Annotated in this window: 23 protein-coding genes and 1 tRNA gene; 5 read left to right on the forward strand and 19 right to left on the reverse strand. The window is 35.5% G+C overall.

Translation table 11 applies throughout. The features are described 5' to 3' along the window. Positions 1-4 precede the first annotated feature (4 nt). From IW16_RS26435 to IW16_RS06130, 7 genes are all read right to left on the reverse strand, one after another. Positions 5-220, reverse strand: coding sequence for a hypothetical protein (locus IW16_RS26435; protein WP_165571968.1), 216 nt, complete (start codon positions 218-220; stop codon positions 5-7). 140 nt (positions 221-360) lie between these two features. Further along, the gene (locus IW16_RS06100; RefSeq protein WP_034741038.1) at positions 361-3,354 is read right to left on the reverse strand and encodes a hypothetical protein; all 2,994 of its coding nucleotides are present in this window, start codon (positions 3,352-3,354) and stop codon (positions 361-363) included. 25 nt (positions 3,355-3,379) lie between these two features. Next, a complete protein-coding gene (locus tag IW16_RS06105) occupies positions 3,380-3,652 on the reverse strand; it encodes a hypothetical protein (protein WP_034741041.1) in 273 nt (90 codons plus the stop codon). A gap of 174 nt (positions 3,653-3,826) precedes the next feature. Further along, positions 3,827-4,165 (reverse strand): DUF2528 family protein, encoded by a 339-nt coding sequence (locus IW16_RS06110; RefSeq protein WP_034741044.1) that lies wholly within the window; start codon positions 4,163-4,165, stop codon positions 3,827-3,829. Continuing rightward, positions 4,155-4,463 (reverse strand): hypothetical protein, encoded by a 309-nt coding sequence (locus tag IW16_RS06115; RefSeq protein WP_034741047.1) that lies wholly within the window; start codon positions 4,461-4,463, stop codon positions 4,155-4,157. The genes IW16_RS06110 and IW16_RS06115 overlap by 11 nt, the downstream gene beginning before the upstream one ends. A gap of 330 nt (positions 4,464-4,793) precedes the next feature. After that, positions 4,794-4,870, reverse strand: a tRNA-OTHER gene (locus IW16_RS06125). 141 nt (positions 4,871-5,011) lie between these two features. Next, entirely contained in the window at positions 5,012-5,557 is a 546-nt protein-coding gene (locus IW16_RS06130) for a helix-turn-helix transcriptional regulator (protein WP_034741053.1), read from the reverse strand. A 361-nt stretch (positions 5,558-5,918) separates the two neighbouring features. On the opposite strand from IW16_RS06130, the gene IW16_RS06140 reads away from it, so the two are divergent. Then, a complete protein-coding gene (locus IW16_RS06140) occupies positions 5,919-6,209 on the forward strand; it encodes a helix-turn-helix domain-containing protein (protein WP_034741058.1) in 291 nt (96 codons plus the stop codon). 271 nt (positions 6,210-6,480) lie between these two features. On the opposite strand, the gene IW16_RS27070 is transcribed toward IW16_RS06140, so the two are convergent. After that, positions 6,481-6,612 carry a hypothetical protein gene (locus IW16_RS27070; protein ID WP_262485509.1) on the reverse strand — a complete coding sequence of 44 codons (132 nt, stop codon included), beginning with the start codon at positions 6,610-6,612 and terminating at the stop codon, positions 6,481-6,483. A 432-nt stretch (positions 6,613-7,044) separates the two neighbouring features. Here IW16_RS27070 and IW16_RS06145 point away from each other — a divergent pair, with 432 nt between their 5' ends. The 3 genes from IW16_RS06145 (at position 7,045) to IW16_RS06155 (ending at position 9,441) form a co-directional block, all read left to right on the forward strand. Then, a complete protein-coding gene (locus IW16_RS06145; protein WP_165571969.1) occupies positions 7,045-8,364 on the forward strand; it encodes an alpha/beta hydrolase family protein in 1,320 nt (439 codons plus the stop codon). Positions 8,365-8,528: 164 nt separating this feature from the next. Next, entirely contained in the window at positions 8,529-9,134 is a 606-nt protein-coding gene (locus IW16_RS06150; RefSeq protein ID WP_131327851.1) for a hypothetical protein, read from the forward strand. Beyond that, positions 9,124-9,441 carry a T9SS type A sorting domain-containing protein gene (locus tag IW16_RS06155; RefSeq protein ID WP_034741067.1) on the forward strand — a complete coding sequence of 106 codons (318 nt, stop codon included), beginning with the start codon at positions 9,124-9,126 and terminating at the stop codon, positions 9,439-9,441. The genes IW16_RS06150 and IW16_RS06155 overlap by 11 nt, the downstream gene beginning before the upstream one ends. A gap of 84 nt (positions 9,442-9,525) precedes the next feature. On the opposite strand, the gene IW16_RS06160 is transcribed toward IW16_RS06155, so the two are convergent. The 8 genes from IW16_RS06160 to IW16_RS06195 all read right to left on the reverse strand — a co-directional run bounded on the left by IW16_RS06160 (position 9,526) and on the right by IW16_RS06195 (position 18,174). Beyond that, the gene (locus tag IW16_RS06160; protein WP_034741070.1) at positions 9,526-9,753 is read right to left on the reverse strand and encodes a hypothetical protein; all 228 of its coding nucleotides are present in this window, start codon (positions 9,751-9,753) and stop codon (positions 9,526-9,528) included. 110 nt (positions 9,754-9,863) lie between these two features. Further along, on the reverse strand, positions 9,864-10,379 hold the full coding sequence (locus tag IW16_RS06165) for a hypothetical protein (protein WP_131327852.1): 516 nt from the start codon (positions 10,377-10,379) through the stop codon (positions 9,864-9,866). Between the two features lie 223 nt (positions 10,380-10,602). Then, positions 10,603-11,352 (reverse strand): LytR/AlgR family response regulator transcription factor, encoded by a 750-nt coding sequence (locus IW16_RS06170; protein WP_034741076.1) that lies wholly within the window; start codon positions 11,350-11,352, stop codon positions 10,603-10,605. A gap of 7 nt (positions 11,353-11,359) precedes the next feature. Beyond that, positions 11,360-13,315: a tetratricopeptide repeat-containing sensor histidine kinase gene (locus IW16_RS06175; RefSeq protein WP_034741079.1), complete on the reverse strand. Its 1,956-nt coding sequence runs from the start codon at positions 13,313-13,315 to the stop codon at positions 11,360-11,362. 235 nt (positions 13,316-13,550) lie between these two features. After that, entirely contained in the window at positions 13,551-14,474 is a 924-nt protein-coding gene (locus IW16_RS06180) for a carbohydrate kinase family protein (RefSeq protein WP_034741082.1), read from the reverse strand. 150 nt (positions 14,475-14,624) lie between these two features. Further along, the gene (locus tag IW16_RS06185; RefSeq protein ID WP_034741085.1) at positions 14,625-15,359 is read right to left on the reverse strand and encodes a hypothetical protein; all 735 of its coding nucleotides are present in this window, start codon (positions 15,357-15,359) and stop codon (positions 14,625-14,627) included. A 25-nt stretch (positions 15,360-15,384) separates the two neighbouring features. Further along, the gene (locus tag IW16_RS06190) at positions 15,385-16,731 is read right to left on the reverse strand and encodes an MFS transporter (protein WP_034741088.1); all 1,347 of its coding nucleotides are present in this window, start codon (positions 16,729-16,731) and stop codon (positions 15,385-15,387) included. 6 nt (positions 16,732-16,737) lie between these two features. After that, a complete protein-coding gene (locus IW16_RS06195; protein WP_034741091.1) occupies positions 16,738-18,174 on the reverse strand; it encodes a mannitol dehydrogenase family protein in 1,437 nt (478 codons plus the stop codon). A gap of 162 nt (positions 18,175-18,336) precedes the next feature. Between IW16_RS06195 and IW16_RS06200 the strand changes: the two genes are divergently transcribed. Then, positions 18,337-19,347 carry a LacI family DNA-binding transcriptional regulator gene (locus tag IW16_RS06200; protein WP_034741094.1) on the forward strand — a complete coding sequence of 337 codons (1,011 nt, stop codon included), beginning with the start codon at positions 18,337-18,339 and terminating at the stop codon, positions 19,345-19,347. A gap of 69 nt (positions 19,348-19,416) precedes the next feature. Here IW16_RS06200 and IW16_RS06205 read toward each other — a convergent pair whose 3' ends face one another. The 3 genes from IW16_RS06205 to IW16_RS06215 all read right to left on the reverse strand — a co-directional run bounded on the left by IW16_RS06205 (position 19,417) and on the right by IW16_RS06215 (position 21,625). Continuing rightward, entirely contained in the window at positions 19,417-20,232 is an 816-nt protein-coding gene (locus IW16_RS06205; RefSeq protein WP_034741097.1) for a ferritin-like domain-containing protein, read from the reverse strand. A gap of 25 nt (positions 20,233-20,257) precedes the next feature. After that, the gene (locus IW16_RS06210; RefSeq protein ID WP_034741100.1) at positions 20,258-20,971 is read right to left on the reverse strand and encodes a ferritin-like domain-containing protein; all 714 of its coding nucleotides are present in this window, start codon (positions 20,969-20,971) and stop codon (positions 20,258-20,260) included. A gap of 84 nt (positions 20,972-21,055) precedes the next feature. Further along, positions 21,056-21,625: a fasciclin domain-containing protein gene (locus IW16_RS06215; RefSeq protein ID WP_034741105.1), complete on the reverse strand. Its 570-nt coding sequence runs from the start codon at positions 21,623-21,625 to the stop codon at positions 21,056-21,058. Positions 21,626-21,701 lie beyond the last annotated feature (76 nt).

Below are 21,701 nucleotides of genomic sequence, written 5' to 3' on the forward strand. Positions count from 1 at the left end.
AGTTCTATTTTTTCACCACTTCCTGCTCATTCACGAAGACATAATTATCTTTTGGAGGAGCCAACACTTCTATACGTCCGACGTATTCCCGTTCGTATCTCTCAAGCTCATTATAATCCATAGGCACATCGGTATAAGCCCTAAAAGCCTGCTGATCCGTTAACTGCCCACCTTCATAAATAAAGCCTGTTTTTCGGGCTCCCCTGTACGTTATCACCACTACATCCCCCGTCCTAAGAAGCTTTATTCCAATGACATCTAAATTGATTAGAGTACAATTAAAACTCAGATATCCAAATTGCTTCCGTAAATCGGATCTGAATGGTGGCCATTGTGCAAATTTTGTTTCCATATCGTTATTTAATAAGGGTAATCACTGTCACTGTCACTATCTTTTATTTTATGAGCTTCACCAACTCCAAAAGGTCCTTCTACAGCAGCTAAGTATATATGTTCTGTAGATATTCCGTTATAGCTTCGCATGATTCTACCGTCTGAGGTGGTTAATTTATCTGCAGGATTTAGAATGTATCCTTTCAGTTCACAGAATTGTTTCAGTTTGTTTTTAAATGATGTTGCAGATATATTTTTCACAGAAGCATTGTAATCGACTAAATTTTTGTGCGCTTCTTTTTTATTGACTTCATTATTAAGCTTTTCATCAATAAAGTAACCTTCAGCCCACTCCAGGAATATAGTTCCCATTTCAGAAATAAGATTTCTCTTTTTAATATTTCCTTGTGGTGCTCCTATTTTCTCGTTTGTAGAAAGGTAGAACTGAAGACATTGCATGGCAAAATTGATAAACAGGTTCCACTGCTTGTCATCCCATTCAGTGAAGAACATATTTTTAAAATCATCTTTCGGTTCTCGTTTGTCAAAACCATCTTTAGCACCATGATACCAGTCTGAAAAAGCCACAAACAAAATTCTTTCAGTGGTGGACGAATCTAAACCTATAGGAGCATAGTTTGTTGTGATTCCAATTTTTGGAGACTGATAAAAAGGAATTAAATAAGCATTTTGATTTTTTGGATTCACATTCAGATCTCCTGTAATATCAGTGAATAGTTGACTAAAAGGAAACTTCTTATCAGCATCATCAAATAAAATATAATCTGTCTGCTCAGTAACTCCATCATAAAGAAAATCACTTTCCAGCAATCCCTTTTTTCGAGCTCCCATATATTTAGAATTCATGAAAAGCCTTATAGCTTTATTTGACAGCAGTGATTTACCGGTTCTACCGTGAGACTCTGAATCATCAACCACTTCATTATCCATCACATACCCGCAAAGTGCCCTTGAAGGATCCTTATATCGGTGCAGGTTATACCCAAAATACCAGCATTTATTGAGATAGTGTAATTCCTGTTCGTAAACTTGATCATCATCAAGACCGGTTTCGGAACCTTCCGTTTTATAATTATCCAGAATGAAATTATTTTCGTTCAAATAATTTTCAATTTTGGATTGAGGAAGATTCTTAATTTCTTCTTTCCAAAAAACACGGGAACCATTGATTAAGTAGTTTTGAAAATCGCAATCTTTTCTAAGTATTGTTAAATCCCAATTTCCATTTTCATCTTTTTTTGCCTTAAAGAAGGGATCTTCAATTTTAATTTCACGAGTATTAAGTATGTGACGGTTTTGCTTCTTAATAATGGTATTTAAAATATCGTTTTCCATCACATAACGACTATAACCTTTGGTGATTTCTTCAATACCTTCGGATGTAATCTTCCAAATGAAATTATCAAAAAAGAAGTACTGACTATTTGCTGTATAATCTGTAAAATCAAAATCCTTAACCTCCAAATTCACAAGCTTTTTGTCAGAGACGGCTTCAGAACCAATCAACATATTTAATAGGTCATCAGGATAAAGTGACAAACCTTTTTCTCGTTGTTTTCCATCCAAGAAACTATTGAAGAAATCTTTAATCTCTTGAGCAGAAACCTCCTTTAAAATGTGTTTATCCTGTTTTACAAAATAGTATCCATCTTTTCGATTTTCATCCTTAATACGGTAGAATCCATTAAGTTTTAAAAAATTAAAAGCATTTTTATAATTAACTTTATAGTCAGTTGTATTTCTAGCCTTGTTGTAAATACTGGTCCAAAATTTTCCTGGTCTCGCCAACTCTAAAAACCTTTCAACTTTTCTTTTTAAATCTAATTGAAGAGGATCGTCGAAGCTGCTATTAATCTTCATAAAATCAGTAAAGTCCTTCAGGGCATTCCCACGAAAATCTTTTCTTTTGGTAATCTCTTCCGGCAGCCAAGCAGTTTTAACATCCATATGCTCAAGAGCAATCTTTTTTCCAGCTTCCACACCCGTAGGATCAAGATCCGGAACATTTATAACCTCATAGGCGTATTTAAAAAGCAAACCAATCTGAGCCTCCGTAACATCTGCCGTTTCTGAATTAAACCATACCACAGCATCAGCTTTTCCTGTAGAGGCCATATTTATGGAGTCACGGTCTCCGGAGCAGATAACAACTCTTTTTATTTTATCTGTTGCTTTCTCAGTCCCTACAATATGACCTTGATCATCACGTACATCTACTTCTTTCTCAGTCATTTCCTTTAGGATATTAAGACCGAAAATGTGTTGCTTAGGTTTCTTACCTAAATAGGAAAAGCGATATTTTTTATCTGCTGATTTTGGTTGATAAATTTTCAACCACTCTTTTAGCGGATTAGCTGCTTCTACCTTTACATCTTTTTTCGATCCATGCAAAGAAATCTTAGGTTTACCCCCACCTTCTGAAACCACAAAAGCCATGATAGGGTAAGTTTCGGAACTCGTTACAGTAAATACGTCACAAAGTTCGATCTGTGTATTTTCAATTTTCTTAATCCAGGAATAAGATTCAAGCGAAACCAAACCATATTTTTTACAAACCTCAGGTGTCACCAACGGTCCCAAAATTTCCAATTCATAATCGGAAAATTCTTTCATATTATAGGCAAATCCATCATCGTTTAATTCTACCCCCTCATATTCACTAAACTGACATTTAGTAATATTCTTTACCCTGCTTTTATTCTTATCAATAAGGTTAAGTTCTTCACCCAATGCAAGAAGAGATTCAAAATAAGTTTTTCCGGTATAATGCGAGTAAATATGAATACCGTGTTTTGATTGCGAAAAGAAATCCCCTGAAGCTCCCCAATCTTTCACAAAATAAATACCATCTTTTTTAGAAACATTAGCACTCTCAGTACCTTCCTTTCTGATTTTAAAGTGTTTATTTATATTAGCTTCCGGAAGAAATCTTTCGATTAAATCCCAGCCTCCGTTTGTGGCTTCAAAAATCTGTCCCTGATTAATTGGAAATGATGACATACGTAACTCTTTGTTATTAGTTGATCTATAAATCTTGTTCTGGAACTATCGCATCCAGTGCATTGAGAAAAATTCCTACATATAGGATTTCATTTAGAAATTGCATTCCAGATTTCATTTCTTCGATTGATTCATTTTTAAAATCAGAAAAATTTTTAAGTGGATTTAAGTCTTTCCATTTTTTAAAATCCCGGACAATATCAGATTTGAGATTATTAACCTTTTCTCTAAATTGAACCTCTAAACCTTCTGATTTGTAGTGCTTTTCTGTTTCTGATTTGATTGAGTCTATATTCATGGTATACAGTATTAAATTTTTGAATTTTAGAGATAGCAAAGCGTGCTGATGCTTCTATAGTTTCCATTGCGCTGATAAATCTTTGTCCGGCTATTTCACCATTCCTAAAAGCGCTTATAAACTGCCATCTAAATTTTAGTTTTTTACGATGTTTTTTACTTGACATGATTTCAATTATTTAATTACTAATTGTTCTTCATCAAATTCAAAAGGCTCGATTGATAAAAGCAAAATCCCTTCTGATCCAGAGATATTAAAAAACCCTTCCTTATTTTCAAATGCTTTTTGGCACTGAATCACCGGATCAAAAGAGCCCATAGTGGCAATCTGAAAACATTCCAAGGCATACTTCTTTAATACTTCCAATACAGGATCATTATTTTTATCATAATCCCACGAGTAAAATTCTAAAGTTATGTTTGCTGTTTCCTGAGTAAATTTTTCTGAGTCGATTTGAAATACAGCTTCAGCTCTTCCAAAATCATATTCTATTGTGTGAGTTTCAATTGCCATTATCTAATTCGTATTTAGTTTTTATTTCATATAAGTAAAATGATATGCAATCAACACCGGTTAAACCAAAATCCCTATGGTTGGTTCCGTCTTCATACCAGGAAACATTCTTTGGATTGCATCTTCTATTTTCCTGATTGATAAAAATTATTTGAGCAATAATATTTTCTTTAAAAGATCGAATATCTTTTTTGTCCAGTAGCATCCTATCGTTGGGGATTAATAAATCCTGAATGCTTTTTTCGAGTTTATTTTTCGCAGCATAAACGCTGCCGATGTACACTAAATATTTTTTCATTACTATTTTTGTTTTGGAGTAAAAAGGACAGCCCCACACAAGGAACAATGCCAAGTCTGCCGAAGATCTTCTTCATTCCCACAATTACATTTTTTCCATATTTCGTGGTTGTGTTCTTTTAATAATTTATCAAATGAGACGTCCCCCCTCTTAGTCACCAATTCAGAAATGGAAAAATCTCTATAGGGTTTATTTTTATAGGAATTGATAAATGCCTGGATATCTTTATTCATACTACAGTATTTCTAAATTTTTAAAGAAAACCCGACCAACCATCGCTGGCCGGGTAAAAACTAATCGCCATGAAAAACTCAAATTAACAGTGAGTAGTGGGAAAGACAGGATTCGAACCTGTATCTAATTACCTCTCAACCAAGAGGGGTGTCTACCAATTCCACCACTTTCCCAAATAAAAAGCACTTAAAGATCTTCTGTGCTGATTGAAATTCTCACGATTTTGAAGAAACATTTTGCTTTTGATTCCTTTTTTGAATTTCTTTCATAAAGTGCTTTAGTTTTTGCTTCTAAATATGAAGCGAAAGAAAAATTTACAATAGACCTTCTATGTAGAGTTCTTTGGTCAATTGTTGTTTTGTTAAAAAGCCAAACTTTTGATATGTATTTGTTTTTAGTACATTGAAGGTTCCAACAGGTAAGCCAAGCCGATCAGCGATCGTTGAATTTTTGTCATTGGTACTTAATTCCTTTAAAAGATCTATTTCCTGATTTGAGATCTCTTTTCCTTTAAAGGCAATGGGCTTGCAAACAATATTTTCACCTTCACAATTACCTCTGTATTCACATTCACAATAATCATTAGAAATCTCATCAAAGGAAAAATCTGGCGTGAAATTTAAAGCTCCAAATCGGCATCTAGCAAGTGTTCTAAGCTTTACCTGTTTATTATCACCAAACCATTTAACCAGAATGACATTTAATTCTGTATCTTCATTTAGGATTTTTTCAAGCTCCTGATGTTCCTCTATATCTTCAAATTTTTTAATCGATCCTGATTCAATGACTAGAACGTCATTTTCGTGGTTAAAATATTCCTTGGATTGGTCGATCATCCCGGGATAGATTCTGATAGTCATAAGTCAATTTTTAATTATTCTGTTTTGCGTCTAAGTTTCTCTGTGCTACGAGATATAGATAGCTAATAATGACAGCATTATTAATCCTATCTTTCTTTACTTTTCGTATATAATCCCTCATAAAACCTTGTTGGTTTTTAACATTCTCTGGCAACAAATCGTAAACTAATTTTGAATAAACCTTTGGAAGATTTGCATCTATAAAGTCAAATGTTTCATTTGTATTCGAATGAATATCAATAGGTATATGAATTTTGTTTAAATTTGTCATCGTGTAATATATTACATCGCAAATGTAAACAAATTGTTTCTAATTATGAAACATTTTGTTTCATAAAATTTACATTTTTTTTATAACTATATGGAAATCAGCGAGAAAATTAAACTGTTTTTTGAAACAAACCGTTTATCTAATTCAGAAATTGGAGAGGAATATGGAGCTACTAAGCAAAGTATAGGTAATTATATCAATGGGCGCAGAGAAATTCCTATTGATTTTCTTGTATGGTTAAAGAAGAAATTTCCGGAGATAGACTACAACAAGTTATTCTCAGAAGACAATTCAAACGAGATCATTTTTAATGAAAATAATCCTTCAAAAGAATTAATCTTAAAAGAAATAGACAGCATTTTATCAAAGTATATAAAGTAAAAAGACACGAAAACGACACGTATCTTTTAAAAGTAATTAATAATCAATCACTTGCCTCTTATTAGTGACAATGGTACTGGGTACAAAAATCCTCTGAAATCATAGATTTCAGAGGATTTTAATTTTTAGCAGATTAAAACGTCTGCTATTTGTATACTCAATTAACTCCAACTACAGTCTGCAAAAAAGTAAAACTTTGAACGTTAGGCTTTTAATTAGCAAAAAGCCAAAAAGTTTTATTTATTAATTTTTTAAATGATAATTCTTACCATTATCTGGAAGATCCTTCAAACCAGCCATGATTCATATTGTTCCCGCTTACAAAAGAATTATCTTCTGCAATTTCAAAAACAATCGGTAAACTTCCCTGCTTTGGTAAAACTTCAGGCTTACCTTTAAGCATTAAATTATATCTTCATATTTATTCTGAGAAGCATTCCGAAGGCATTAATAGTTCTGGAAATAAAAAATTAACTTCAGAACGAGTAATTTTTTAAATAAACATAATTTATGACTCGCAAATGATATTATTGCTTGCAAGAATAAACAAAAACTTATTGTAGTCTTTCCTAAAAATAGAAACATTTAATAATGTACTTTTTAGTCAGTAAAACTATAGCAAAGGACGAATTGTTGGAAACTCTTGCAGAAGAACAAAAAATCCTTACTTTTGGAAGTAAGGACAATATTGAATAACTGACAATCATTTTTAACTCCTAACTGTCAGATCAGGTTGTGGCTATTACACAGTATTATAGGGAATATTTTTTTAAACCAATGTAACCAAATAGTGATCATTATTGTCTTTATTATAATTAACCTCTAAATAAAGAAAGTGGAAAAGTCATTGCAAGCTATAAAAATCGTCTTATTGCTCCTTGCAGTATCAATTTCACATCTGTCAATCGCTCAAACATTACAAGGTCATTATGAAGGAGCCTTAACTCGAAATGGATCTGTTCAGTTAATTTCATTTGACTTTTGCAATGATAAAACAACATATGATATACCTGAAATTGGTTATATAGATGTGAGCCCAGAAAAAATATCACAAGGTAAAGATACTTTGAATGTAAAAATATTCTATGGCGATTTCTATATTTTTTCAAACCCTAAAACAGGAGATCTAACCGGGGTAAGCAAGGATACAAAACCTGAAATAAGGATCCACCTGAAAAAAACAGAGGCAAAAGAAAAACCCTTTACAGAAGAAGAAATCAAATTTTCAAATGCAGGTATCTCGCTTGCAGGGGTTTTGTGCAAGCCTAAAAAAACTGATAAGCCTGTTCCATATGTTATTTTAGTACATCGATCCGGATGGGAAGACAGGAATACACCGTGGTATCATTCCCTGGCTTATATTCTGGCAAGTAAGGGAATAGGTGTTTTACTTTATGATAAACGTGGTACTGGTAAATCAACAGGTAATTTTTCATTGGCTGATTTTAATGACTTTGCAGAAGATGCTGCCTCCGCCTTTAATTATCTGAAATCACGATATGATCTGAATTATGCCGAAATAGGCTTCTTGGGTGCAAGCCAGGGCGGATGGATCGTGCCATTGGCCGCTAATAAAGTCTCCGATTGCAGCTTTGCCGTTTTAATCGTAGGCCCCGCAGTTTCTCTTTATGAACAGGATATTAACCGGGTTCAGTATACCTTGGCTGAGGAAGGTTACTCAAAAGAATCCATTCATTCTGCAATTCATTATTCTGGACTTTTTTTTAAATATATTCAGAGTAATACTGCAAAAGACTGGGAAGCCCTAAATAAATATGCCTCTGAAATAAAAGACGAAAAATGGATTGATCAGCTAGATATTCCTCAATCGCAGACTGGAGACGATGTGATATGGTGGAGAAAAAACAAATATGATCCTAAAGAAGCTTTAAGTACAATAAAATGTCCTGTATTAAGTATTTTGGGTGAGAAGGATGTATTGGTGCCACCCGCAGAGAACAAAAACAAAATGGAAACTTACCTGACAAAGGCAGGCGTGAAACACAAAATCATTACAATAAAAGGTTGCGGACACGACATGATCACACAAGGTAAGATGAATGGCAAAGAAGAAAAATGGCCCTATACCTATTGGCAATGGCAGAAACAGCCAGAAGAATTTGTCAGTTCAATCATTGAATTTATAAAAAAATAAATATGAGCATCCTAATAAATAAAATCATTATTAAATCGGAGTAGCACATATTAATCTCAAAAAACAATGATAAAAATACGGTTTACCGTAAAAAAGTTTAGTTTTTAAAGGATAATTTGGAGATTAAAATTAGACGTCAGTTAAACAATTAATCTCAAAATACGATGAAAAAACAATTTTTATGTGTAACCATTGCTGTTTTGGGTATGCAAACTTATTCCCAGACTTTACTCAGTGATAATTTTGAAATCTATAATACGGGTCCGTTGGGCTCTCAGGGCGGCTGGCTGCAGAATGGCAGTGTAGGTACTAATGATGATTTCTCTGTTACAAATCTAGACACAGCCCATGGTAAATCTCTACATCTAACCTATGTAGGAGAAAATGTCTATGGTATTTATCAACCCATTGATTGGAATTCAAGAACAGGCGGAAATGATATTCTGTCGATGGAATACGAAACATATCTTCCGAGCTACAGTCATTCCTTAATGCAGATTTTGGGTGCCGGAGGAGCTCAGATTCTTATTCGTTTATGGGCAGGAGAACCCCAATTTACAGTGGGAGGAGCGTCTTACACTTTGAATACTAATACTCCCTCAAATAACTGGTATAAGATAGCTTTTACATACAATGCGAATGATGGGAATGCTTACATCAAGATTGGAAATAATTCATTCGGACCATTTACCAATACATCAGGAATAATTCCCGAACGTGCTTATTTTTTATCAAGAGGCGGAGATGATACCGGAGGGGGTGGCATTTGATAATATTTTGATTTCCGCCAAAAACACAACGACATTATCTACCGCAAACCTTTCGAAAATTAAATTTGGCATCTATCCCAATCCTGCGGCAGATTTTATAACAGTTGAAGACTCTTCAAAAGGCAGTATGACAGAATTTACTTATAAAATATTCGATTATACCGGGAAATTAATATTAACTGGAACTTCAAAACCTGACCATAAAATTGACATTCAAAAATTATCCATAGGAAATTATATTCTTCAAATCGAAGACAGGGTAGGGAAAATATCAACGGAAAAATTCACTAAAAACAGTGAATTATAAAGTCACGAAATACAATTATCAAATTAAACGAAGCAAAAGTTGTTATAAATATGCTTTGAGAGAGATATAAAAACAATAATCCCTCTACACAACCCATTGTCGTTCTCCAAATCTTTTTTTCAATACATCATTTGACATTGATTTTCCTTTTTCAAAATATTCATCTGCTTTATCATTTGTATTTCCCATCTTTTTTGACTTTGTAGATCCTTCAGCTGTGCTCAGTGATAAGATATAAAGAATGGTCATCAAAGCTGCATGTGCACATCCAAAAAGGATTAATATCACGTCTATAATTGATAAAGTACCCATGTTTATTTTTATAATTATGCTTTTCAAATAACCTTAAATTCATTGAGTTCCGGATTTTGCATAGGAATTATGAAATTTCAAAACCCAGAACTCAATGTATTTGCCTGCTTTTAGACAGAAGTTGCTTTTTTTAAGTATAGCTTATAACTCATAAAAGCGCAGCCGGATGAAACCGCCAAACCGATCAATGCAATTAAAGCAATTGTTTTAGGGTTTACACCTGAATATTTACCTGCTTCAATATAGGGTGTTATAATCCAAAGAATAAGTGATAAAGCAACAACCAGTACACTCACTTTAGTAACTATTTCTTTTTTCATAAAGGCAACAATAACCATGATGAATGCCAAGAACGCTACTACCATTCCTAAAATCCCTGCTGTATCCACTTTCCATTTGGCAGGAACCTTTTCTAAAAGCTCTAAACTTTCTTTAGCTTGAGGGTCATCTATCTTTGTAACATCAATTCCCTGTTTTTTTAAATCATCAATTTGCTTTTGTGCCTTTTCTACAATACTGTAATCATTTCCTCCCATCCGACTCTCAATATTTTTAGATAGAACTCCGGCACAGGCCCCACCCACTAAAAAGGATACAATCATAAAAATTAAAGTTAATACTCTCATAAATTTGTAGTTTAAATTAAATAATGGTTATTAATCATGAAATGCTTTACTAAAGCACGATCCAAAAATAAAATAAAAGTTTCTTGAGATGTAAGTGGATGAACATTCGTAAGGATTTGGAGGAAATTTGTTTACCTTCAAAAACTGCTTACCAAAGAAAATCCCAAAATCCATATATCCGGATTTTGGGATTTTCAATTTGAAATATTTTAAATATTATTTTTTAAAGATTGTCCAGTAACACTAAAAACTCTTCTTTTTTACGGACCGAAAGTGGTATAGTTGTTTTGTTTTTCATGATAATGGTATTGCCTCCCTCTTTTTTAATAAAATGGTCAAAGTAAGCCATATTAATTAAATGCGATTGGTGCGTTCTAAAGAAGTTAAATGGAACCAATAGGGTTTCATATTCTTTTAGATTGGTAGAAACCACGAGCCTGGGTGAATTGATAAAATAAAAGGTTGTATAATTTTTATCTGATTCACAATTTACAATATCCTGAATATCGACGGAGTATATTCTGTCCGCTGTTTTGAGAACTAACTTTTGAAGATTTTTCGGCCGTTCGAGATTGGCAAACAAATTATTGAGTTTCATATCAAAAATTTCTTTACTCAAAGATTCTTCTGCTTTTTTTACGGCTTCAACCAATTCGTCAGCATTTAATGGTTTTAATAAATAGTCAATAGCTGAAAAACGAAAAGCTTTTATTGCAAAATCTTCGTACCCTGTAATGAAGATCACTTTAAATTTAATAGGGCTTACCTCTTGAAGCAGGTCAAAACCATTACCGTCCGGCATTTCAATATCCAGAAAAATAAGGTCGGGTGATAATTGCCTGATTATTTTTATTCCTGATTCTACCGAATCCGCCTGTCCGATTATTGTAATATTGGGACAATTGGCTTTAATCAAAGTGCAATTCTTCTTTCTGATTTCCTCATTATCATCAATTACGATGGCTCTTAACATGATTTAATTAATTTTCGTAAATATAAGGTATTTCAAAAATAACTCTTGCCCCCTTCAAATTCCCTTCTGCATCCAATCTATTCTCTGACAGTATGTCAAAATCTTTATTTTTGGAATAATTTAAAAGTCTTTCTCTGGTAATTTTCATAGCCATTGATTTATGATTGGACTGCTTTTTCTCATCACTGAAACCTGAACCGTTATCGATTACTTCAAAACACAGTTTTTCCTGGTTTAACGAAAAAGTAATTTCTATCATTCCTTTTTCTGCCGTATTTTTAATTCCGTGTTTAATCGCATTTTCTATAAATGGCTGTGCTAACATTGGAGGTATAAAATATGATTCTGTATCGGATACTTTTTCAATACTGATTCTGAAATCAAACTTATCATTATAAAGAAGCTGTTGTATGGATAAGTAATTTTCAATCATATCAATTTCTTCTTTTAACGAAATATAATTCTCATTAGAATTTTCCAGGATTTGCCTTGTTAATTTAGAAAAACGATCTAAATAGGAGACAGCAACAGTTTCCTTGTGGTTGATAATAAGACTTTGAATATTATCTATCGAATTGAAAATAAAATGCGGATTCATCTGAGAAAGCAAAAGCTTTTGCTTTATACGGTCTTTTTCAAGAACCGTGATTTCCTGTTTTTGTCTGTTGTTTCGATAATAAAAATACCCTCCGGACAATACCAGAAGCAATACTCCCGAAAGAGCGATCAGCCAGTTATTTTTAGCCGCAGTTTTCTTTTCGGCGTCTAATTTCAGATTTAATTCCTTTTTGTCATAGCTGTATTTGAGTTGCTGCTGTGCCAGTGCATTTTTAGAAGCTTCCATTTTACTGGAATCATTTAACTTAACCTGAAATTCATAGACTTCCAATGCTTTTTTGAAGTTATTATTTTCTTTGTAAACTTTTAATAATAAGTCAGAGGCTTTCTCCTGCAGCTGTATATTATTGATTTTTTTACTGATAAAAAACCCATCCGACAAATAGGATTCGGCTTTTACAAAGTCTTTTTTACGATAAAATAAATCCCCTAAATTGATGTAAGCATTCGCTTTCGATAATTCTCCGTCATCACTATTCAGTGCTTCTCTCAAAAAGGATTCTGATTCATCATATTTTCCCTCTTCCATTTTTACCTGGGCAATTTTAGCCTGACATATGCTGACATAAGTGCCGTTTCCAACTTTCTTAAAATAAGCCATTGCTTTATTAAAATAACCAAGTGCCTCTTCATATTTTTTTGAATATAAATAGTATGAACCGCAGTTGACTAATGCTTCAGTGAGGCGGTATTCATCTTCTCCCTCTAACTTTTTTTTGGAATTAAAATGATCGATTGTCTTTTTTGCATACGAAATAGCTTTGTCATACATCCCCTGATCCGAGTAAATGGTTGACATTGTAGCATTGACATAAGAAATCCCATCCTGGTTTTCCTCAGGATTTTTCTCAAAATATTTTAATGCGCTGAATAAACACTGTATGGCTTTTTCCTTATCATTAATCTGAGAATAAAAAATTCCTTTATTCACCATCAAAAAATTCATTTCATCATATGCCTTGACGGATTGAAACAATGACATACTTTTATCTATACTGGACATTGTTTTCACTACATCTCTTTTCAATTTATAATATTCAGCTAAATTGGAGTAATAAGCAGCCAGATATTTGGTATATTTTACATGTAAATCCTGCGGGTTTGTTTTCTCTAAATTTTTAGAAGCTAATTGCCCCATCATGCCGTTCAGTATCTCCCCTCTCTTATCATTTGAGTGTATCTGATCTATTAAATTAGCTATACTCAGCAGCTTGGTCGTATCATGTATTTTTGAGTTCTGTAATACGTTTTTTTTCAGAGAGTCAATCGTTCTATCCTGTGCAAATGAAACTGAAAAAATAAAAAATAGAAATGCTGTAAAAGTTATTAGTTTAGTTTTAGACATAAAGAAAAGAAATAGTTATAGTTTAACGGCAAAAGTAAGAATTTTGGAACTTAAAAATTCACCGAAATTCCATTTATGAATTTTTGCTGACCAACCCAATCCAACATTGAGAAAATACAATCGCTTTTGGAAATATGTTTTTCCGGACATTCATTTAATATGACGTACAAAAAACCCCTGAAAATTAATGAATTTCAGAGGTTTACATTTTTCAACATATGACTTACAGAATTCTTTAAAAACTTAAAGCCGACAATGGATGACTTTCTTTAAATTGAATAAAATTATTCAGTGTATACTCCGGGCACGCTCCCTCCTGCGATGTAATGAAAGCACCCAGCGAAACAGCCTGAGCCATAATCTCATGGGCTGAGGTTTCTTTCTGTAATCTTTTTGATAAAAATCCGGCTAAAAAAGAATCGCCACTGCCAACAGTATCTTTGACCTCAACGGGAATTGTTGGATACAGATAAAAACTGTCTTCATAAGCATACAAAGCCCCCTTACTACCTTTGGAGACAATAATTTCACGGATTCCAAATTTATCCTGCAGATATCTGATGCTGTCTTTTTCATCTGTATATTCTTTATTCAGAAAATCAAGAACCATGCGTAATTCCGCTTTATTAAATTTGGCAACCTGCGTCTTATGCAGCAACTCGTTGATGATTCTGATGTCATAATACGGTTCTCTTAAATTGATATCAAAAACATTATAAGAACTTATTTCAAGCAGTTGAAACAAGGTATTTTTAGACTTTTCATTTCTGGTAGCCAGAGTTCCGAAAACCAAAGCATCAGCTGTAGCAAGCACTTTCTGATTTTCAGTGGTCTTTTCAATAAAATCCCAGGCTACATTTTCTACAATATCATAATGGGCATCATTGTTTTCGTCTACTGAAGCAATGACAGTACTTGTGGGATGTTCTCCGGTGATTTGGATATGATCTGTGGGAATCTGCCAGTTATTGATTTTCTGCATCAGCTCATGGCCAAGTTCATCATCTCCAACACTGCTGATGACGTCTACATCAAGCCCCATTTTAAAAAGGTGATAAGCTACATTGAAGGGCGCACCTCCTATTCTCCTCTGTTCTCCCGGAAATATATCCCAGAGAACTTCTCCAAAGCACACTGCTTTATATTTTTTTTCTTTCATGATCTATTAAATTGTATTTCAGACCTACGGACTCACAGGTTCCGCTTATCTATCAGTAAATTACTAAAAATTCTATTTGCATAAACAACCCTGTCCATGAATGATAATCTTTTAATGGAAATTTCACGTCCTTACATGTTTGTATTGCTATTAAAATGAATACGCCTGAACAGAGAACTGAAGAAACGCATTGTTATTGACAGGATTCCACATGGCCCATATTCCAATGGGAATTTTATATCCTTTAATGCTAAAGCTCTTTGACAAAATAAGGCTTATCTCATTAAACCCGGCATCTTTTGCAAAGAAATTGTCCTTCTCACCGTTGGTGTTGTTCAATGCAAAACTGTAGCCTACTCTTCCCCTTACCTCCATGTTTTCTTTTTTATACACAGGATATTCTCCCGAAACAAAAGTTGAATATTTGTTGGCTGTATTCATATCGTTCCTGTCTCTTCCAAATACAACGGTATTCCAGCTAAGTACTAAAGGAAACTGTTCACTCATGGTATAATAAGACCTGAAATCCCAGAAGCGACCGGTTTCGCGGGCAGAATAATTAAAATACTCCTTATTGTTATAGGTTGCATCGGGAGAGAAATTATAAATATCCCATAATTCCAGAACCAGATGCCTGTTTTTGTATCCTACATAATGGTTAAACTCCTTATAAGAACCATCAACATTACCTCCAGCCCAAAAACCTCCGTAAAAGTTTTTATAATCCAAATGTAAATCTCCCGTATAGATCAGCCCTGCCGACACTTCAAGCCCTCTCCAAAGATGGCTGTTTCTGAGCTGTAGCGCAGAATGCAGCTCTTGTGCATTCAGTACTAAATTTCCAATGACGATCGAGAAAAAGAGTAATAAATTATATTTGAGCATGTGATGTGTTTTTAATGAAATGTTATCAGATAATCACGTCTTTCTCTCTTACACGGGAACCGAATAGTGCATAAGCCAGCATCAGTATTTCACAAATTACGGTAAGAAACCATGTCCATCTCCACGATCCTAAAACATCAGCCAGACCTCCCTGCAAAAGGGTAAAAACAGCACCGCCGAATACAGCAGAAATAAAGATTCCCGAAGCTTTGGATGTATATTTATTTAACCCTTTTATGGACAGTGAATAAATACAGCTCCACATCGAAGAATGCAAAAGACCAATAGCCACCAAAAACCATAGATTTTGCGTGATCATTGAGACCAGAGCCAGTATTGCAGCCAAAACTGTTGTGACTGCCAATTGCGTCCTGGCAGAGATATTACTCAAAAAACTTGAAACAGCCCTGCCAATAAGAAATCCACCCCAGTATAATGTAGATAGTAAAGCGTGAATTCCCAAATCCATTCCTCCGATAATAATATCTGTTTTCCCAAAGAATGTTATCGGATGTCCGGAATCCATCAGCTCAAATGCATACAGATTGATATTGGCACCAATAGCCACTTCTGTTCCCACATAAAAGAAGATGGCACAAACACCCAGCACAAAATGCCTGAAAGACCAGATGCTCCTTTCCAGCTTTTCGCCTGCCACCGCTCTGGTATGAGCAATATCGGGAAGATGAAGCCTTTTGGTAATCACCATAATCATCAGTATAGACAGGATCAGTATAGAAAGTGGAAGCAAAAGCTGTTTTATTTCTATATTTTCGATCGAAATCCCACTGAACATTACCAACGTAACGAAAAAAGGTGCTGAGGTCGTTCCTATTGAATTAATGGCCGTCAAAATATTCAAACGCTGTACAGGCTGGGTTCCCTTTAATTCATAAGAAGCAGCATAAGGATTGACAACAACCTGAATAATAGCTGCCGCAGTTCCCATCAAATAGGATCCGATAACAAAAACCACAAAGCCGAACGGAATTACAGCATCTTTGACACTGAATTCAAGGTCCGGATACTGATATCCAAACCACGAAGACAACAGATACATAAACAGACCTGAGATCATAAAAAACAGACCGCGAAGGATGGTATTTTTGTACCCGAAAGCATTCACCCATTTACTTCCTAAAGTTCCGTTCAGCAGATAACCCAGAAAAAAGAAAAAGGAAATGAGTGTTGTGAATGTATTTTTAAGTCCTCCGGCCTGACTGAGAAAGGTAAATTTCAAAGGGGCCTGCAACTGTTCATTCACGGTAGTCAAAAAACCTACAATGAAATAAATGAATGTTATGATAACAAACGGCAGGATCGCATTGCCAGACTTTGATCCTGAAGGCTGGATATTAGAATTGGTGATCATGGTATGTTATTTTATAATTGATTTTAAAACCTGACCGGTTCCTTTATTTTTAATTTGGCCGGCAAACTCAGTATAACGCTCAACAAATTTTAACGAACCCTCTAAGCCCGCCCCTTTAAAAGCAGATAATCCCAAGAAAGCTGCCGGATCTTCATCATCAATCAGTTTCTGATCTTCTGCAGTCAGCCATGGTTCTCCTATTTCATAAGAATGGCCATGTTCGTCAGTTTTGTACTTGAGGTAATGCCTGTAAGAAGCAGTGAGAAAAGCGACCCTAGTCAGGTCCATCCCTGCTTTAATCATGGTAATTAGATTAGGAACGACATATACCGGAAATTTTGAAATTCCATCGAAGCACAGCCTGCTTACCTGATCACTGACACTGTGATTGGCAAATCTTTCGATCAGTGTATTTTTATATTCTTCGAGATCTGTATTCGCAGGAGCAGGAACCAGAGGGGTAATATCTGTATCCATAAAATTACGGATGAATTGTACGATAACCTGATCTTCCATAGCCTGATCTACTTTGCGGTATCCCATCAGAAAAGAAGGATAAGACAATAAAGTATGTGATGCATTAAGCAGACTTAATTTCATGTTTTCAAAAGCAGTCACATCATCTGTAAATTCTACACCAGCTCTTTCCCAGGCCGGCCTTCCTGCTATAAAATGATCTTCTATTACCCATTGGACAAAATCTTCGCAGTAAACCGGAGCCAGATCGGGAATTCCGCTTTTTTTGGTCAGTCTGTCTATATCTTCGGCAGATACAGACGGAGTAATGCGGTCTACCATACTGTTTGGAAATGTAACATTCATTTTTACCCACTTTGCCAAGTCCTTATCCTGAGCTTCTATAAATGCCATAAAAGCTCTTTTGGCTGTATTTCCATTATGCTGAAGGTTATCACAGGAAAGTATGGTTATTCCGCCATTGTTTTCCATTTTTCTGCGACGAAGTCCTTCTGCTACAAATCCAAAAACAGTTGCAGGAGTACCGTTATTTTTTAGATCAAACTGAATTTTTTCATCATTCAAATTAAATTCTCCAGTTTCCTTGTCGAGATTATAGCCTCCCTCAGTGATGGTCAGTGTGATTATTTTAATAGAATGACTGGCAATTTTACTGATCACGGCTTCTGGGTCTTCAATTCCCCAGATCAGTTCCCGAAGCGATCCTATTTTATAAACCTCATCAGTTCCGTTTCTTCCGCATACGGTGAGAGAATATTCAAGATCCTGAGCTCTTAAATGATGAACTGTTTTTTCATCAGAAGGCAACAGGCAAACTCCGCAGATACCCCATTGTTTCTGGTCCTCAGATTCCAGTATGGCATTCGTGTAAAACTGCTGATGCGCCCGGTGAAAATTTCCTACACCAATATGTAAAATTCCGGCGGTGATTTTTTGAGCATCATAATGATAAGAAATGGTATTCATAAGATGGATTATTAATTATACAAGTCAATGTGTTAAAACTATATTAACAATCTGTTCATCCTGAGTTTTTTTTACAAAATCTACACTGGGAACGTTCCCGAAACTCAGGGAACGTTCCCAATTGCCAATTTTTTCACTAATTTTATCCCAAAACATTGGCTGATGAAACGTATTACGATTAAAGATCTCTCTAAATTTTTGTCATTATCCACCTCCACCATCTCCCGGGCGTTACTTAATGATAAAAATGTGAGCTACGAAACCAGAAAACGGGTCCTGGATGCTGCGGATGAATTGGGATATAAACCCAACCTTACCGCTTTAAATTTGAAATCAGGACAATCCAAAACGATAGGTGTTGTCGTTCCTGAGATGATTACTCCATTTTCTGCCAAGGTTCTTGAAGGGATTCAAAATATACTGTATCCTCTGGGTTATAGGCTCGTCATTACCCAATCCGATGAAAATCCTCTTATTGAAAGAAAAAATCTCCAGCTCCTGGAAGGATTCAATGTAGATGGGATTATTATCAACTTATGTCATGAAACCTATAATAATGATGTGTACCGGCAGATCATCGATCAGGGAACTCCATTGGTCTTTTTTGACAGAATCCCAGATAAGTCTCTGAATGTTTCTAAAGTCATTGTTGATGATTATATCAATTCATCTTTAATGGTAGAATACCTGATTAAAACCGGAAGAAAAAGAATAGCCCACATCATGGGGCCACATACCATTAGGAATGCTGTAGAAAGAGCCAACGGGTACAAACGTATCATGATGAAATACAATATTTTTGATGAAGATCTGATGATTGCAACCGAAGGAATGACGTTTGAGTATGGAAAATATGCCGTGGAACAGCTGCTGAACAAAAACATAGAATTTGACTGTATCTTCGCATTCAGTGATACTCTGGCAATAGGAGCGATGAATTTTCTCCTTGAACGCGAGATAAAAATACCTGCCGACGTTGCCGTAGCCAGCTTTTCAGGAACGGAATTATCAACAATCGTTTATCCCCAGTTAACCAGTGTTCAGCAGCCTTTGGTGAAAATGGGTGAAAGCGCGGCAGAACTGATACTTGAAAAAATCAAAGACCGTTCAGCACCGGGCAGAACGGTCTTAATGGATGCGGTATTGGTATACCGGGCCTCTACCTCAGAGTAAACCACAAAAAAAATCCTATCCTCAGACGTTTCCAGGGATAGGATTCACACCTAAATAATAAAAATTATGTCAGACGATAAACAGACCTGCAATCGCCTGCGCTTCACTTCCACTTAAAATTTCATCGTAAGCCGCGGATCCTGCTGCTGCTCCAAAAGCAGTACTCGTATTGAATCCTGCCTGATTTACATTATCTTCTCCGGCGTACACAGCATTAGTAGCAGAAGGCATATTTCCACCATCAGCCAATTCTATCCAGCCTTTATTTGCTCTCATTCTTCTCACCTGTGATGCGTGTCTTGCTTCCACAGAATGGATCTGAAGAGCTGCCTGCAATACCGCTTTATTAGACATTACATTTCCAGCCTGTCCTTTGTATGCACGAACTCCCGTATCTTCAAAAGCCTGAGCCAGAATCAGAAATTGGTTATAATCTGTGAATGGCATAAAAGCTCCTCCCACTGTAAAATCAAAAATTGGTTTAGCTCCCGGAGTTTCTCCTAAGGAGGTCAGCGTACTTTTAAGGAATCCTACGTGTGCTGATTCATGTTTTGAGATCTGCATGAAAACAGGACGGTCTGAATTGGGAATTAATCCCGCTGCTGCCAGACCCAATGCGTAATATTCATTTTCCAGATATTCCAGAGTCAATGCCAGTTGCAAAGCATCTGTCAAAGCACTTTTAAAAAAACTTGCAGAACCAGCCTGATCTAAAGTTTCCGCTTTAGCAGGAGTTGTCATTAATGCACCCAGCCCTAAAGGAATGGAGGCAACCGCCGCTTTTTTACCAAATGTTGAAATATTGGTGATCGTTTCTAATCTTGTAGCTTCTGTGGTAAAAAATTTATCATTAGAAAGCTTATCTAGTAATTTAAGAATGTTCATAATTGTAGATTTTGAAAATGAATAATTAGCTGATTCCTCTTTCTTTCCATGTGAAAGGAGTTTTTATAAATCCTCCTGCCGCCATGACGATATCTTTAGGTTCTTTGGCAAGATCCAGTCCGTTGGCATCAATGACATCATCTCCCGAAAAATCTGTAGATCCCGGATTAATAATATTCCTGATCGCCGATGCATGTCTTGCTTCCACAGAAACTATCTTTCCTGCAATTACCAGATAAGCAGGATTGGTAATATATTTTCCTGCCCCGTTGTACGCAGCTACTCCTGTATCTTCGAGCGCTTTTGCCGTGGCCAGCACGGAATTTCTGTCGTTAAAGTTTACAGTGGGATATTTGAATTCAAGAGTGGGTAATATATTGGTGGTTGCTCCTGTTATAGCCGCTTTAAAAAAGTCCCGGTGAATTACCTCATGATGATAAAGGTCTGTAAAAAGATCTTTTTCAACACTTGAAATGCCGGAGTAAAAATTATTTACCACTTTGGTATAAAAGTCAGCTTCAAGCTGTTCCAATGCATACGCGTAATTCAGAACCCCTACATCTCCGGTTCCCAGGTCGAAAATGGGACCGTTGTCTGTCATTCCGAAATCATTATCGTCATCGCAACCGATCAGCGTAAGTCCTGCCATTGCCAGTCCTATACCGCCCAGTTTCAAAAAATTTCTTCTGCCTGTATCCAGAGTTACTCCCTGGTTAGAAACATTAATAGTTTTTTTCATAATATTATTGGTTTGAGTGTTATATAATTTTCTTCAAAGGAGAAAAAAGCAGCATAATGATTATGCTGCCTAAAAACTAAAACATTACGGCATCAACACCGTATCGATCACGTGGATCACACCGTTTGACTGATTCACATCAGCTATGGTCACTTTTGCACTGTTTCCTTTTGCATCCTGTACATAAAGATCTTTCCCTTTTGTCCAGAAAGTAAGGCCTTCACCTTCTACTGTTTTCATCATACTTTTTCCGTTTCCGGCTTTTACTGCGGCCCAGATATCTTTGGCACTGTATTTTCCGGCAAGAACATGATAGGTTAAAATTTTGGTCAGCATTTCTTTATTCTCAGGTTTTACCAGAGTTTCAACAGTTCCTTTCGGTAGTTTTGCAAAGGCTGCATCGGTAGGAGCCAATACCGTAAAAGGTCCTGCTCCCTGCAGTGTTTCTACCAGACCTGCTGCTTTTACTGCTGCCACCAAAGTTTTATGATCTTTGGAGTTGACAGCGTTTTCAATAATATTTTTAGATGGATACATGGGGGCACCGCCTACCATTACTGTTTTTTCTTTCATCGTTTGTGCAGTTACCTTCCCGCTGAAAGCGAATGATAAAGCAATCATTCCTAAAACTGCGATTTTTGAGCTTGTGTTCATTTTATTGATTTTTAAGTTAATGCGTATTTGAATTGTGTTCTTAGAATCATTTACGAGGTCAGTTTTGTTTTGGATT

Source organism: Chryseobacterium vrystaatense (assembly GCF_000737765.1).
GTDB lineage: Bacteria > Bacteroidota > Bacteroidia > Flavobacteriales > Weeksellaceae > Chryseobacterium > Chryseobacterium vrystaatense.